At 68.3% G+C, this 14,689-nt stretch carries 10 protein-coding genes; 3 read left to right on the forward strand and 7 right to left on the reverse strand.

Annotated features, from left to right (window positions below):
- Window positions 1-3: 3 nt before the first annotated feature.
- From OG787_RS25740 to OG787_RS25765, 6 genes are all read right to left on the reverse strand, one after another.
- Window positions 4-1,437 carry an ATP-binding protein gene (locus OG787_RS25740; RefSeq protein ID WP_369037431.1) on the reverse strand — a complete coding sequence of 478 codons (1,434 nt, stop codon included), beginning with the start codon at window positions 1,435-1,437 and terminating at the stop codon, window positions 4-6.
- A 13-nt stretch (window positions 1,438-1,450) separates the two neighbouring features.
- Window positions 1,451-3,010, reverse strand: a complete 1,560-nt coding sequence (locus OG787_RS25745) for an SCO6880 family protein (RefSeq protein WP_369037430.1) — start codon at window positions 3,008-3,010, stop codon at window positions 1,451-1,453.
- A complete protein-coding gene (locus tag OG787_RS25750; protein ID WP_405536505.1) occupies window positions 3,007-4,341 on the reverse strand; it encodes a hypothetical protein in 1,335 nt (444 codons plus the stop codon). Before OG787_RS25750 ends, OG787_RS25745 begins: the two co-directional genes overlap by 4 nt.
- Window positions 4,331-5,212, reverse strand: coding sequence for a hypothetical protein (locus OG787_RS25755; RefSeq protein WP_405536506.1), 882 nt, complete (start codon window positions 5,210-5,212; stop codon window positions 4,331-4,333). The genes OG787_RS25750 and OG787_RS25755 overlap by 11 nt, the downstream gene beginning before the upstream one ends.
- A 228-nt stretch (window positions 5,213-5,440) precedes the next feature.
- Window positions 5,441-5,758, reverse strand: coding sequence for a hypothetical protein (locus OG787_RS25760; RefSeq protein ID WP_235477065.1), 318 nt, complete (start codon window positions 5,756-5,758; stop codon window positions 5,441-5,443).
- Between the two features lie 405 nt (window positions 5,759-6,163).
- Window positions 6,164-7,537, reverse strand: a complete 1,374-nt coding sequence (locus tag OG787_RS25765) for a peptidase S8 (RefSeq protein ID WP_405536507.1) — start codon at window positions 7,535-7,537, stop codon at window positions 6,164-6,166.
- A 446-nt stretch (window positions 7,538-7,983) separates the two neighbouring features.
- Here OG787_RS25765 and OG787_RS25770 point away from each other — a divergent pair, with 446 nt between their 5' ends.
- The 3 genes from OG787_RS25770 (at window position 7,984) to OG787_RS25780 (ending at window position 10,849) form a co-directional block, all read left to right on the forward strand.
- The gene (locus OG787_RS25770; RefSeq protein WP_405536508.1) at window positions 7,984-8,769 is read left to right on the forward strand and encodes a trypsin-like serine peptidase; all 786 of its coding nucleotides are present in this window, start codon (window positions 7,984-7,986) and stop codon (window positions 8,767-8,769) included.
- Window positions 8,770-8,856: 87 nt separating this feature from the next.
- Window positions 8,857-9,864 carry an NlpC/P60 family protein gene (locus tag OG787_RS25775; RefSeq protein ID WP_369037425.1) on the forward strand — a complete coding sequence of 336 codons (1,008 nt, stop codon included), beginning with the start codon at window positions 8,857-8,859 and terminating at the stop codon, window positions 9,862-9,864.
- A gap of 271 nt (window positions 9,865-10,135) precedes the next feature.
- Complete coding sequence (locus OG787_RS25780; protein ID WP_369037424.1) at window positions 10,136-10,849, forward strand: phosphatase PAP2 family protein; 714 nt, start codon at window positions 10,136-10,138, stop codon at window positions 10,847-10,849.
- A 140-nt stretch (window positions 10,850-10,989) separates the two neighbouring features.
- Here the strand turns inward: OG787_RS25780 and OG787_RS25785 are convergent, their stop codons facing one another.
- Complete coding sequence (locus tag OG787_RS25785) at window positions 10,990-14,190, reverse strand: alpha-L-rhamnosidase (protein ID WP_405536509.1); 3,201 nt, start codon at window positions 14,188-14,190, stop codon at window positions 10,990-10,992.
- Window positions 14,191-14,689 lie beyond the last annotated feature (499 nt).

The raw sequence follows: 14,689 nt of genomic DNA on the forward strand, positions 1-14,689 counted from the left end.
TCGTCACGCCACCGTGGACTCGGAGGAGTCGTCGAGGTCGCTGAGGTGCTGTTCCACGAAGGCCGCCGCGCGTTCCTCCGCCTCCAACTCCGCGGCTCTCAGGGCGTCGTCGGTCAGCTGGAGGTCGCGGTCGCGGGACGACTCCGTCATCGCCCGGTCGGTGAAGACGAGGGCGCGTTCCGTCTCCGTGACCAGGTGTTTGACGACCTGGACGTTGCCGTTGACGTCCCAGACCGCGATACCGGGTGTCAGGGTTGGGATGATCTCCACCGCCCAGCGTGGGAGGCCGATCACCCTGCCTGTTGCCCTTGCTTCGTCGGCTTTCTGGGCGTAGATCGTTCGTGTCGAGGCCATTTTGAGGATCGCCGACGCTTCCTTCGCCGCCGCTCCGTCCACGACGTCACTCAGGTGGTGGACGACCGCCACGAAGGACAGGCCCAGGCGGCGGCCGAACTTCAGCAGGCGCTGGAAGAGTTGGGCCACGAACGGGCTGCTGATGATGTGCCAGGCCTCCTCGACCAGGAAGATGCGCTTCTTCCGGTCGGGGCGGATCCAGGTGTGCTCCAGCCAGACACCGATGATCGCCATCAGGATCGGCATGGCGATCGAGTTGCGGTCGATGTGGGACAGGTCGAAGACGATCAGCGGGGCGTCCAGGTCGATGCCGACCGTCGTCGGGCCGTCGAACATGCCTCGCAGGTCACCGTCGACGAGGCGGTCGATGACCAGGGCCACGTCGAGACCCCAGGCGCGTACGTCGTCTATGGCGACGTTCATCGCCTCCGCCGACTCCGGTTCGGGGTGGCGGAGTTGCTCGACGATGTCCGTCAGGACGGGCTGGCGTTCGACGATCGTCTCGTTGACGTAGGCGTGCGCGACCTTCAGCGCGAAGCCGGAGCGTTCGTCGAGGCCGTGGCCCATCGCCACTTCGATGATCGTGCGGAGCAGGGCGAGTTGGCCCGTCGTCGTGATCGCGGGGTCGAGCGGGTTGAGGCGGATTCCCATGTCCAGGGCGGCCATCGGGTCCAGGCGGACTGGAGTTATCCCCAACTCCTCCGCGATGAGGTTCCATTCGCCGACGCCGTCCTCGCCCTGCGCGTCCAGGACGACCACCTGGCGGTCCCGGAAGCGGAGTTGGCGTAGGACGTACGTCTTCTCCAGGGCCGACTTGCCGTTGCCGGACTCGCCGAGCACCAGCCAGTGCGGGGCGGGGAGTTGCTGGCCGTACAGCTGGAAGGGGTCGTAGATGTACCCCTTTCCGGAGTACACCTCGCGGCCGATGATGACGCCGGAGTCGCCGAGGCCGGGGGCGGCGGTGGGGAGGTAGACGGCCTGGGCCTGGCCCGTGGAGGTGCGGACGGGCAGGCGGGTCGTCTCGATCTTGCCGAAGAGGAAGGACGTGAAGGTGTCGGTGAGGGCGGTCAGCGGGTCCCGCATCAGCGCATCAGCCCTACCTTCGGATTCCGGTGGCGAACGGGAGTGTGTTGACGAACGCGCGATGGTGCTCGCGGTCGCACCATTCGAGCTTCAGATACGACTTGCCCGCCGACGCCCTTATCGTGCGCTTGTCGCGCGCCAGGGCCTCGGGCGATCGGGAGGAGACGGTGATGTAGCCGACCAGGTTGACGCCGGCCGCGCCGCTCGCGAGGTCCTCGCCGCGCTGGTCGATGCGGTTGTGGGAGGCCACGTCGCGGGGGTCGACCGTGCGGTTCATCTTGGCGGCGCGGCTCGCTTCCGCGTCGTCGTTCGTCTTCTCGGTGAGCATGCGCTCGATGGCGACCTCGGTGGGTTCCAGGTCCATCGTGACCGCCACCGTGCGGATGACGTCCGGGGTGTGGACGAGGAGCGGGGCCAGGAAGTTGACGCCGACCGGGGTCATCGGCCATTCCTTCACCCAGGCCGTGGAGTGGCACCAGGGGGCGCGGGTCGACGACTCGCGGGTCTTCGCCTGGAGGTACGTCGCCTCCATGGCGTCCAGTTCGGCCGGCCAGGCGTTGCGCTTCGTCATCGCCTGGATGTGGTCGATCGGGTGGTCCGGGTCGTACATGGAGTGGATGAGGGAGGCCAGCCTGCCCTGGCCCAGGGGCTGGCGGACGCGGATGTCCGCCTCCTGGAGGCGGGAGCAGATGTCCGTCAGCTCGCGGGCCATGACGACCGCCAGGCCCGCGTCCCGGTCGACCTTCTTGCCGCCCTGGGGGCGGGCCGCGCGGGCCATCGCGTGGGCCTCGGCGGCCAGTTCACGGTTGAAGTGCATACAGGCGACCAGATACGCGCGGTGCTGTTCGCTGCTCGTCGACACCATCGACTGGAGCTGCTCGTACGAGTGCTGTAGCCACGGAGGTGACTTCTCGTCGCCGCGTACGGACACGTCCTTGGCGTGGGCGTCCGGGTCGGCGGGGAGGGTGCGGGCGAGCATCTGGAGGCGGGTGACGAAGCCGTCGCCGTTCGCCACGTGCTTCAGGAGGGTGCCGAAGCGGTCGACCAGGGCCTCCTGGTCCTCGCTGTCGCGCAGGCCGACGCCCGGGCCCTCGATCTCGATCGCCGCCGTCACCGTACGGCGGTCCGCGTGGAGGAGTACGGCGATCTCGTCCGGGCCGAACGGGGCCGCGAGCCAGTTGATGCGGCCGATGCCCGGGGGTGGGCCGATCTCGACCTCGCGGCCGTCGATCTGGGTGCCGGCCTCCATGACGGAGCTGCGGTACGCCGTGCCCTGGCGGAGCGACCGCTTGTAACTGCGGTTGATCTCGAACCACTTGTAGAACGTGCGGCGCTTGTACGGGACGTACACCACCGCGAGTGCCAGCATCGGGAAGCCGGTCAGCAGCACGATGCGCAGGGCCAGCACGGGGACGACCAGGCCGCACACCATGCCGAGGAAGGCGCCCACGATGATGAGCGCGATCTCGCCGGACTCGCGGTTGCGGCCGACGATCGCGTTCGGGCGGGCGCGGCCGATGAGATACGTACGGCGGGGCGAGACCACGTGGGACACATGGGACTCGGTCGTCAACGCCCGTCACCTCCAGGGCGGTTGGATCGGTTGCTGTTGCCGGCGGGGCCGCTGCGCGGCGGGGGTGCGGCGGAGGGGACAGATCCGCCGCCGCCCGAGGGCCGTGAGCTGTGCGCGGCCACGCCGCCGGACGCGGGGTTGGCCGGGCGCGGGGTGGACGACTGGCCGCCGCCTCCACCGCCCCCGTTGTTGTCCGCCCGGCTGCTGTGGGTCTTGATGCCCTGGGCGACGAGGGTCGCCGGGGAGCTGATGACAGCGGCGGCCTTGCCTTCGGCGCCCTGCATGATGCGGTTGTTGCGGGAGTTGGCGACCTCGTCGCCGAAGCCCGGGACGAAGCGGTAGATCATCGCGCTCGCGAAGATGGCGAGGAGGATGATGGAGAGGCCGGAGACGACCGCCGAGAAGGCGTCCGGGCCGTTGTCGTCCGTGGCCAGCGCGCCCGCGAGGCCGAGCACGATGGCGATCACCGGTTTGACCAGGATGACCGCGATCATGATGCCGGCCCAGCGGCGGACGTGCCCCCACAGGTTCTTGTCGACCAGCCCCGCGTACACGACCGTGCCGAGCAGAGCGCCGACGTACAGCAGGGCGGCCCGGATGACCAGTTCCAGCCAGAGGACGCCGGCCGCGAGGATCGACACCATGGACACCACGATCAGCATGATCGGGCCGCCGCCGATGTCCTCGCCCTTGGCCAGGGCTCCGGAGAAGGTGCCGAAGAACGTGTCGGTCTGGTCGCCGGTCGCGCTCGCGAGAACCTCGGTGACGCCGTCGGTCGCCGAGACGACGGTGTAGAGGATGAGGGGCGTGAAGGCGGAGGCCAGGACGGTCAGCCAGAGGAAGCCGATCGCCTCGGAGATGGCTGTGGTGAGGGGGACGCCACGCATGGCCCGCTTGGCGACCGCGAGCAGCCACAGCACCAGGGTCAGGACGGTGGACGCGGCGAACACGACCGCGTACTGCTGGAGGAACTTGGTGTTGGTGAAGTCGACGTTGGCGGTGTCCTTCACGGCCTCGCTGAGCTTGTCGACCGTCCAGGAGGCGGCGTCGGCACACCCCTTGGCGAGGGAGGACAGCGGGTCGAGGGTGGAGGCGGGGTTCGTGACCGATCCCGAGCCGGCGCCCTGCTGCCCTTCGCAGACCTCCTTGGCCGCGTCGGGGAGCAGCGCGCAGTCAGGGTTGCCGGCCGTGGACGAGGCCGACGGCGAGGGGGACGGTGTCGGGGCCGCGTACGCCTGGGACGCCAGGAGTACGGCCGCCGTCTGTACGGCTGTCAGCGCGCCGGCGAGCTTGAGCACGAGGTAGGGCCTACCTGGCGTGTTACCGGGCATAGGTGAACCCTCCGTACTCGTCGATGGCCTTGCTGATCTCGTCGGAGGCGGCGGCCCTGTCGTCACCCGGGACGGGGGTGGGGCCGTCCTTCTCCGTGTAGGAGACGACCTTCCAGTCGTCGCCCGACCAACGCATGTCGTAGGTCCAGGTGTTCCAGGACGAGGTGACCGGGCTGGTGGAGGTCTCCCCGGCGATGCCGCTCAGGCCGACGTACCAGACCTCGACCGTGGCGGTGGTGTCGCCGTACGCCACGGTCTTCGTGCCGACCGGGGTCACGCGCGAGACGAACGTGCTGCCCTCGGGGGCGTTGCCGTCCGCGTCGAGGCCGAGTCTGGCGAGGAGGCTCGCGGAGTAGGCCTTGTCCAGGGATGCCTTGAGTTCGGCGGCGGCCTCGGTGGTGAAGAGGGCGTCGACGATCTTGTCGCGGCTGTCCTTGCGGAACATGCCGGTCGAGCCCAGGGACACCGCGTAGTTGGCCGCCGCGGACTGGACGCCCTCTCGGTCGTGTGCGAACCCGGCCGGGATGCCCGCCGCCTTCTTCGTGACCGGCTGCTCGCCGGAGGCCGCGGTGGCCGCCGTGTCGGGCCGGTTCGCGCTGCCGGAGCCGCTGCCGCTGGTGGAGCTGGTTCCGGTGGCAGAGGAATCGTCTCCTCCACGGTTCGCGAAGGCGATCGCCGCGATCAGCAGGACGACCACGCCGACCGCCGTCACCATGCCCCGCGACGACTTGGTGCGGCGCGCGCCGCCGTAGACGCCGCCGTTTCCCTGGTCGTGGTAGCGGGTCCGGGTCTGGCCGGAGCCGCCGTACCCGCCGTCGTCGGGGCGCGCGGAATCGCCGTTGCTCTGGCTCTGCCCGTCACCGAGACTCATCCGGCGTCCGTCCCCTCGACCTTGTGTCGAATCCACGTGTACGGGAACACGAACACGTGACAGTACGACGGTAGCCGTGCTGGTTCCCGCGCGGGCGCGGTGTGGTGACTCGACATCAGGGAGACGCAACCTCAGTCGGTGGGCACGACGGGTGGGTGGTGGTGGGAGGGGAGAACCGGGTTCGCCCGGCGGTCCGACTGGAGATGCGCCGCGCGCGGGTGGCGCCGGCTACACGGCCATGCCGTACACGATGGTGAAGAGGGTGCCGAGCGAGCCGATGATGAACACGCCCGTCAGGCCCGCGATGATGAGGCCCTTGCCCTGTTCCGCGCTGAAGGTGTCGCGCAGGGCGGTCGCGCCGATGCGCTGTTTCGCCGCACCCCAGATGGCGATGCCGAGGCACATCAGGATGGCCACGGCCATCACGACCTGGACCATCGTCTTCGCCTCGGTGCCCAGGCTGCCGAACGGGCCCCAGTCCGGAGCGATCCCGCCGATGATGGTGTTGATGTCGCCCTTTTCGGCCGCAAGCCACTTGTAAGTCACCTAAGTCACCGCCCCTGTCGGGTAGTTCCGCGCGCCCCTGCCGCAGCGCAGAGGTCAGGCCCATTCTCGCCGACAATGACACTGTCGTATGTCGACTTGGAGTCATTGATTGGCGGGTTTCGTACGAATACCTTTATCGTCACTCTGTGTATCACGGCTGGTTACGCCGGGCAATGAAGTGTGAGCGAAACCTGTGGTGTGGTTCCGTCGTTGTCCACCCCTGGCCACCAGGGTGGTCACGGGCCGTTTCTGACGGTCCGTCTCCAGGTGTAGGCCAGGCTATCGCGGACCTCGGACATGGCGACGGGCCGCGGCTGGTAGCCGCGGCCCGTTCCCCAGTGCCCGCCGGTGGTCCCCACGACCTCCGGTGGCGTTTTGTGTATTGGCTGGATCTGGTTGTTCAGGTCAGCCGGTGAAGGCGTCCAGGCCCTCCGGGGTGCCCCAGCCGGTCGGGCCGTCGTAGCCGGACTTGGCGGTGCAGTAGTAGCTCGTGGTGCAGGTGCCGTTGTTGCCGGACGTGACGTCGTTGAGGGCTGAGGTGCCGGCCGCCGCGTAGGGGTACGAGGCGGGGTAGTCGCTGCTGCCGGGGGTGCCGGCGAGGGCGTAGACGCCCGCGATGATCGGGGAGGAGGCGCTGGTGCCGCCGTAGGTGACCCAGCCGGACTCGCCGTAGGTGTCGTAGACCGAGACGCCGGTCGCGGGGTCGGCCACGGCGGAGACGTCGGAGATCATGCGCTTGGTGCAGGTCGCGTCGGTCTGCCAGGTCGGCTTCGCGTCGTACGAGGAGCAGCCGGAGCCGGTGCCCTCGGTGCTGCTGGTCTTCCACACGCTCTCGGTCCAGCCGCGGCTGTTGGAGGAGGTGGACAGCTTGGTGCCGCCGACGGAGGTGACGTAGCGGGAGGCCGCCGGGTACTCGGCGCCGTAGCCCTCGTCGCCCGCGCTGACCGTGATGGCGACGCCGGCGTGCTTGAAGTACGAGGTGTCGTAGGTGGTGTCGGAGGAGGACTCCGAGCCGCCGTAGCTGTTGGAGACGTACTTCGCGCCCAGGGTGACCGCGCGGTTCACGGCCGTACCGAGGTTGGCCATCGAGGACGACTTGGCCTCGACCAGCAGGATGTTGCAGTTCGGGCAGATCGCGCTGGCCATGTCGAGGTCGAGGGAGATCTCACCGGCCCAGCCGCTGTCGGCGGTGGGGAGCGAGGTCGTCGAGCCGGTCTGGCTGACCTTGGTGAAGCAGCCGTTGTCGGTGGTGCAGTCCGAGAGGCCGTAGTACGAGCGGTACTCGGCGAGGTCGGACTCGGCGTTCGGGTCGTCGTACGCGTCGACGATCGCGATGGTCTCGCCGGAGCCGTTGGAGGCGGAGGCGTCGGTCAGGCCGTAGGCGTCCTGGAGGTCGCTGGGGCCGTAGCCGGTGGGGGTGGCGGAGGCGGCGTTCGGCTTGATGGTCGCGGGGGTCGTCAGACCCTTCTTGGCGGCCTGCTCCTCCTGGAAGGCGGTGGTGCCGCCGGTGACGCGGAGGGCGTTGCAGGAGGCGAAGCCCTTGGCGGGGGTCGCGTCACACTGGTTGGTGTAGCTCACATGGGCCTTGGCGACCTGTGCGGCGATGGTCTTGGCGGTGACCTTCTGGGGTGCGGGTGCCGCACTGGCGTGGGCCGCGGTGCCGAGTCCGGCGAGGGCGAGCGCGGCGGTGGCGACGGCTGCGGTGCCTATGCGGCGCCAGCTGCCGTGTCTGCCGTATCTGCCTTGTGCGGACTGACTGTTGGGGGGTGTCGTACGCAACGTACAGCCTCCTGGTAGGGGGGTGGTCAGGGGCAGTGCGGGTGGTGCTTGCCGCCGGTGCGGTGTCCCCGGCGGCGGGTTGGCGGCCCGCCGATGACCTTCGCTTGTTGAGTACGTGACAACAAGATGGGTTGCGGAATCCTGACTTCCGCGTGACTGAAGAGGGTTGGGGGGTTACTGGTCCCTTACGGGGTGATGGGTGGGGGGTGGGGGTGGCTTGACTGGGGGCACAGGGGGTTCACAGGGAGGGCGTGGGTGGTGCGTGGGTGGGTGTGGGGGTTTTGACAGGGGGTCACTGGGCGTATGGGGCGTGGGTGTTCCCGTGTACGGCGCGGCTCCACGGTCGACCCGCAGGTCCGGGGGGTGACCCTTTTTTACGGCTTCACGCGAGATTCTCAGCGAGGAGCCGTACCCGTTCTTGATTTCGCGCGTCAGAGTTGCCCCTGATGAAGCGGATCACTCGGACCCCTGGCAACCGGCGGTACGCGCTGCTTTCCGTTGGTGTGCTGCTCGCCGTCACCTCTGTCTCCGGGGCCGCCCCCGGGAGTGCCGCCTCCGGTTCTCCCGGTGTTGCCGCCGTGGCCCGTGCGGTTCCGCCGCGTAGTGCTCGCGTCGGGGCCCTGTTCAACGGGGATCTGGAGGGTGGGCATTTCTGTACCGCGTCCGTTGTGCGTAGTGGTGGGCGGGATCTGATTCTTACCGCCGCGCACTGTCTGAGTGGGGACGGGGACACCGACGTCGTCTTCGTGCCGGGGTATCGGGACGGGCGGGCGCCGTACGGGGTGTGGCGGGTGGTCAAGACCTTTGTGCCGAGGGCCTGGAGTGATCGGTCCGACGAGGACAGTGACTTCGCCTTTGCCGTTGTCGCCCCGAATGCCTCCAAGGGCGGGCGGGAGCTGGAGGACGTGGTCGGGGCGAATGCCTTTGTCTCCGGGCGGGCCACCGGGGTCAGTGATGTCGTCGTCACCGGGTATCCCAATGTGCTGGACGTACCTGTCAGCTGTACCAATCGGCCTACCGTGCACAGTTCTACGCAGCAGCGCATCGAGTGTCCCGACTTCACCGACGGGACCAGCGGGAGTCCCTGGGTGGACGGGGAGGGGGAGGTGGTGGGGGTGCTTGGCGGGTTCGAGCAGGGGGGCTCGACCGATGACGTGTCCTACAGCGCTGTGCTGGGGGGTGCGGCTGCCGCTCTGTATCGGGAGGCCGCCCGGTTCGGCGGCTCCTCCTGATCGGCGGCGCGAATCGTCATGATCACCCACATGAGTGGGTAGCGCCTCTACACTGACGTGGGCGTAATCCCGGGCGGTGAGGGGCGGTTGACGGTGCGTAAGGCATGGATCGTGGCGAGTGTCGCCGTCGGGGGCGCCCTCAGCTTCGTGATGCTGCTCGTCGTGGGCGTCTACCTCGTCGCCGGGAACGTCGCCGGCGGGGTCGGCAGCGGGAGCGTCGCGCTCGCCAAGGGGGCCGTGCCGGCCGCGTATTCGGCACTCGTGCAGAAGTGGGGCAATCTGTGCCCCGCCATCAATCCCGCGCTGCTCGCCGCACAGCTGTACCAGGAGAGCGGATTCAATCCGAATGCGAAGAGTCCGGCAAAGGCGGAAGGGATAGCGCAATTCATCCCCGGCACCTGGGCCACGCACGGAATCGACGGCGACGGTGACGGCGACCGGGATGTGTGGGATCCGAATGACGCGATTCCGTCGGCCGCGTCGTACGACTGCGAGCTCGCCTCGTACGTGAAGGACGCGCCCGGAGACCCGACGCACAACATGCTCGCCGCTTACAACGCGGGGGCGTACGCCGTCATCAAATACGGGGGTGTGCCGCCGTATGCGGAGACCCAGAACTATGTGAAGACCATCACCACGCTACAGGCCAGCTTTGCGGCCCCTGTGGGGCGTGTCGACCCCTCCGAGCAGGCCGCCGCCGCGATCACCTACGCCCAGGGGAAGCTCGGCACGCCCTATCTCTGGGGTGGCACCGGTACCGCTGAGCAGGGCGGACGCTTCGACTGCTCCGGGCTCACACAGGCCGCGTACGAGAGTGTGGGCGTCGAGCTTCCGCGGGTCGCCAATGATCAGTACAACGCCGGTCCGCATCCCTCGCGGGACGAGCTGCTGCCGGGCGACCTCGTGTTCTTCTCCGACGACCTCACCAACTCGCGGGCGATCCGGCATGTCGGGATTTATGTGGGTGGCGGTTACATGATTGACGCCCCCCGGACCGGTGCGGTCATTCGGTTCGATCCGATCGACACCCCCGATTACTTCGGGGCGACCCGGGTGACCGAAGATGGCGCGAAAGCGTTGCCCACCGCGGTGTGAGCGCAGCGTGAAACCATCCCCTGAGCTGCGTGTATCTGTCTCTCTTCGATAACGTCTGCGTGATCATTCGGTGGAGAGTGGAACGTATTAACGGAGACCGTGCGTTCCTGTTCCAGTAGTGGATTCGCTGTCGGCGGTCGCTCCTGCTTGCTCGTGTCATGTCACGTGTCAGGCGGTGGCGGCGGGGCGGGGGTTCCTACGTCACGGGGTGAGCAGGAACGGCGCACGAACCAGTGCGCTCTGGAGATGACGACGAAGGGGCCGCAGCACCATGGCTGGACTCGCCGAATCCGGGTCGAACCCCGACGTCGACCTGCTCTATGACATCAATGGCCTGGCCAAGGACGCGCCTCGGTGGTTCGACCGGGGGGTCGAGGTCGTGGGGGAGTACGGGCTGCTGGCCGTGATGGTGGTGCTGGTGGTGTGGTGCTGGTGGGGTGTGCGGCGGCGGGGTGGGGATGACGCGGCTGTGTCTGTCGCCGCGTTGATCTGGGCGCCGCTTGCCGCGGCGATCGCCGTGCTCGTGAACATCCCCATACGGGGGTTCGTGGAGCGGCCCCGTCCCTTCCTGGACCATCAGGGGCTTGAGGTTCTGGTCTCCGGGAAGACCGACTACTCGTTCGTGAGCGATCACGCGACGATCACCATGGCCATGGGGGTCGGGCTGTTCGTGGCGAACCGGCGGTTCGGGCTGGTGGGGATAGGGATCGCGTTGGTGGAGGGGTTCTGTCGGGTGTACATGGGGGTGCATTACCCGACGGATGTGGTGGGTGGGTTCGCGCTGGGGACTGCGGTTGCGTTGTTGTTGTCGCCGGTGGCTATGGCTTTGCTTACTCCGGTTACCCGGGCTGTTGAGGGGTCTGGGTGGGGTGGGGTGTTGATTCGGGCTCGGGGGGCTGGGTCTGGGGCTGGTTCGGGTGCGGGGCGGGGGGCTGTGGTGCCGGGGGCTCGGGCTGAGGCGGGGGAGCGGGATTTGGCGGCGTAGCCGCCGGGTTTTTCGCCCCCGCCGCCCCTACCCGTCCCATCCCGTTCCTGGGGGCTGCGCCCCCAGACCCCCCTTTCGGCCTGAACGGCCTCGTCCTCAAACGCCGGACGGGCTGAAGATCAGTGCGGCTGTCCGTCTGATCAGGTCGTGAAGCGGTGGGTGCCCGAACCCACCCGGTAGATCGTGCAGCCCTCCTCCTGGCGTAGGAACGTTCCTTGGGGGTGGGTGGAGGTGGGGATCCATACCTCGGCGGTTGTGTTGGGGGGCACCTTGCACGTCAGGGTGAAGTGGTCGGGGTGTTGGTGCCAGTGGGTGGAGACGGGGCCGTAGGGCGAGGTGAACGTGGCTCGGGCGGTGGTTACCGTTCCGCCGGGGCGGGGGCGGATGATGATTTCGCGGTAACCCGGGCGGCCTGGTGCGATGCCGGCGATGTTCGTGTACATCCATTCGCCGACCGAGCCGTAGGCGTAGTGGTTGAAGGAGTTCATGTCCGGGGTCTGGAAGCTGCCGTCGGGGCGGATGGAGTCCCAGCGTTCCCACATCGTGGTCGCGCCCCGGTCGATCTGGTAGCCCCAGCTGGGGAAGGAGCGTTGCTCCAGCAGGCGGTAGGCGATGTCGGTGTGGCCCGTGTCCGTGAGGACGGGTAGGAGGCGGGGAGTGCCCAGGAAGCCCGTCGACAGGTGCCAGTCCTTTGCCTTGAGCAGGGCGACCAGTCGGTCTGCCGCCGTTGTTCGTAGTGGCTCCGGCAGTAGGTCCATCGACAGGGCCAGGACGTACGCCGTCTGTGTGTCGCCCTTGATGCGGGCGTCGGACGTGACGTAGGCGTTCTGGAAGGCCGTGCGTATGCGGGTGAAGAGGTCGCTGTACGGGGTGGCGTCCTCGCCCAACTCCCTTGCTGTGCGGGCCGCCAGGTCGGCGCTGTGTGCGAAGTACGCGGTCGCGATGACGTCCTTGGGGGTCTCGTCGTCGACGTTCAGCCAGTCGCCGTATCCCTGTGCGGGGCGGAGCAGACCGTCGCTGTTCCTTTCCAGGTACGTCAGCCAGGTCTTGATGGATGGCCAGGCGTCCGTCAGGATCTGGCGGTCGCCGTATGCCTGGTAGAGGGCCCAGGGGACCGTGACGCCCGCGTCACCCCAGCCTGCCGTGCCGTCGCCGAGGGTGCCGACCACCGGTGCCACGTCCGTGAACGCGCCCTCGGCGGTCCGGGAGTCCCGGAGGTCGACGAGCCACTTGGACAGGAAGCGGGCCGACTCCATCGTGTACGCGGCCGTGGGCGCGAAGACGTTGATGTCGCCCGTCCAGCCGAGGCGCTCGTCGCGCGCGGGGGTGTCCGTCGGGACGGAGAGGAAGTTGCCGCGCTGGCCCCAAGTGATGTTGTGGTGCAGCTGGTTGAGCATCGGTACGTCGGTCTCGAAGTCGAGGGTGAGGGGGGCCGAGGTGTGCATGACCCGGCCGGTGACCGCCTTGGCGGTGGGCGTACCAGGGAAACCGGTCACCTCCACGTAGCGGAAGCCGTGGAAGGTGAAGCGGGGTTCGTAACTCTCCTCCTTCCCCTGCCCTTTCAGGGTGTACGTGTCCGTCGCCGCCGCGCTTCGCAGGTTCGCGGTGTAGAGGGTGCCGTCGGGGTTGAGCACCTCGGCGTGTCTGAGGCGGACCGTCGTCCCCGCGCCGCCCGACACACGCAGGCGTACCGAGCCGACCATGTTCTGGCCGAGGTCGAACACATAGACGCCGGGCTTGGGTTGGGTCACGTCTGTTGGCGTCAGTTCTTGTTCTACGCGTACCGGGCCGTCCACCTGCGCGACGATCAGGCCGGGGCCGACGTCCCCCGCATCGCGTACGCCGAGCCAACTCCCGTCGTCGAAGCCGGGCGAGGTCCAGCCGGGGGTCTCCTTGCGGGCGTCGTACGTCTCGCCGTTGAGGAGGTCGGCGGCGACGATCGGGCCTGCTGTCGCCCGCCAGTCGGTGCCCGAGGTGATGCGTTCGGTCGTGCCGTCCTTGTACTCCACCTCCAACTGGGTGAGGAGGGACGGGTGTCGGCCGTACTGGCCGGGACCGAACATGCCGACGTTGCCCGCGTACCAGCCGGGTGCCAGGTAGGCGCCGATGGCGTTGGCGCCGGGGCGGAGGAGCTTGGTGACGTCGTACGTCTGGTACTGGACGCGGGTGCGGTAGTCCGTCCAGCCGGGGGCGAGCTGGTCGGTGCCCACCCTGCTGCCGTTGAGATGGGCCTCGTACAGGCCGAGTGCCGTGGCGTACAGGCGCGCGCGTGCCACCTTTCGGCGCGGGAGGCGGAATTCGTGCCGCAGTTGGGTGACGGCGTACGAGACCGGGACGACCCTTCCCCACGGCCCGCCGCCCCACGCGGCAGCCACCCTGGCCGTCGGCCAGCCGCCGTCGTCGAAGCCGAACTCGCGCCAGTCCGCAGGGGGTTCCTGGTTCGTGGCCTTCCAGGAGCCGTCGGTGAACACCTTCTGCTCACCGGCGGCGGTACGGACGACGAGGACCGCGATGAGTCCGGCCGGGCCCACGGTCGCGTTGGTGGCGGAGACGGCGATAACGTTGTCACCGGTCCGCACCTGGTCCAGTACGTCGATCACGGCCGGGCGGCGCCAGTCCTCGTGGTCCGTGTCGAGGTCCGTGTGGGCCACCTCGACGCCGTTCACGGAGACGGCGTACACGTTGTCGGCCGTGATGGCGAGGGTCGCCGACGTGATCCCGTCGGGGAGTTGGGCCCTGCCGCGGAACCAACGGGTCGCCGCCGGGACGCTGTTGGTCGGGTCGCCCTCGGGGAACCAGATCCAGGAACCGCCCTCGAAGGACGGCGCGTCCGTGAGGTCCGCCGGTGCGGAGATCCAGTCGGCGGTCCACCGGCCGGTGTCCATGAGCCCGGTCTCCCACCAGGAGGGCGTGCTCCAGCCGGAGACCTGTCCGTCGGTGTCCCAGACGCGTACGGACCAGTGGTAGCGCGTCCGTGGTGTGAGTGCCGGCCCTGCATAGGGCACGAGGGCGGACTCGGCGGACGTGACCTTTCCGCTGTCCCAGACGTCGGGGTGGGAGAGGAGTCGGGGGCTTGTGGCCACCCGGATCTGGTACGCGCTCTGCCGTACGCCGGTCCTCTCTGAGGTCAACGGCCAGCTCAGTCTGGGGTGTTGGGCGTCCAGGCCGAGGGGGTGGCGGACGTATTCCACAGTCGGGGCGGTGACGCGGACGCGGGCCTGTCCGGACGCCGGTGCGGTCGTGGTGCCGGGCGCCGTCGCGGCCGTCGCGGGTCCGCCGTCGACGGTTGCCGCCACGACCGTGGCGGTCGCGGCCACGAGAATGTTCCTCCTGCTGATCATTACGACTCCTCACTCGCGACTTGCACGGAATGGTTGAATCGATTCAAAACGGGGAGGCGTGGGTAACGTAGAGCCGCGTGAGGCCGGGGTCAATCGTTGTGACGGACTTCCCCTCCTACAGTTGCCGCCCGTCGCTGTCAGGTTGCCGCCGTGAGGCCGATGATTCGGAACTCGTGAGAGCGGTGTAATTCCGTACACCTCGAATTGAAGTGATGTGCGTCACGTCGGAATTGTGTGTGATGACGTTGATCGGCTGATTGCCGAAGGCCGTAATTATGTTCTTTTGAAGGCCAATCGGGTGCTTGTTGTCGCAGGTGGGGTAATTCCACTGATCCTTCAGGCCGGTGGGTGTGGCTGCGGGGGAGCGTCTTCGGCCTGGTCACAAGTGTGTGCGGGTGTTCAAGGGAGTGTGAAGACGGCCGGATCCGCACAGACCTGTGTTCTGGGGGCGGCGGCGCGTGTGTTCGTTGCCCGGTGTGCTCGGCGATCCCCATAATGA

The sequence above is a fragment of the Streptomyces sp. NBC_00075 genome (assembly GCF_045041225.1).
Lineage (GTDB): Bacteria > Actinomycetota > Actinomycetes > Streptomycetales > Streptomycetaceae > Streptomyces > Streptomyces adonidis.

What these genes read in the sequence shown, in the direction of transcription:
- OG787_RS25785 (WP_405536509.1), bottom strand. Translation starts at nt 14,190, where the DNA reads ATGATCAGCAGGAGGAACATTCTCGTGGCCGCGACCGCCACGGTCGTG.
- OG787_RS25740 (WP_369037431.1), bottom strand. Translation starts at nt 1,437, where the DNA reads ATGCGGGACCCGCTGACCGCCCTCACCGACACCTTCACGTCCTTCCTC.
- OG787_RS25780 (WP_369037424.1), top strand. Translation starts at nt 10,136, where the DNA reads ATGGCTGGACTCGCCGAATCCGGGTCGAACCCCGACGTCGACCTGCTC.
- OG787_RS25755 (WP_405536506.1), bottom strand. Translation starts at nt 5,212, where the DNA reads ATGAGTCTCGGTGACGGGCAGAGCCAGAGCAACGGCGATTCCGCGCGC.
- OG787_RS25750 (WP_405536505.1), bottom strand. Translation starts at nt 4,341, where the DNA reads ATGCCCGGTAACACGCCAGGTAGGCCCTACCTCGTGCTCAAGCTCGCC.
- OG787_RS25770 (WP_405536508.1), top strand. Translation starts at nt 7,984, where the DNA reads ATGAAGCGGATCACTCGGACCCCTGGCAACCGGCGGTACGCGCTGCTT.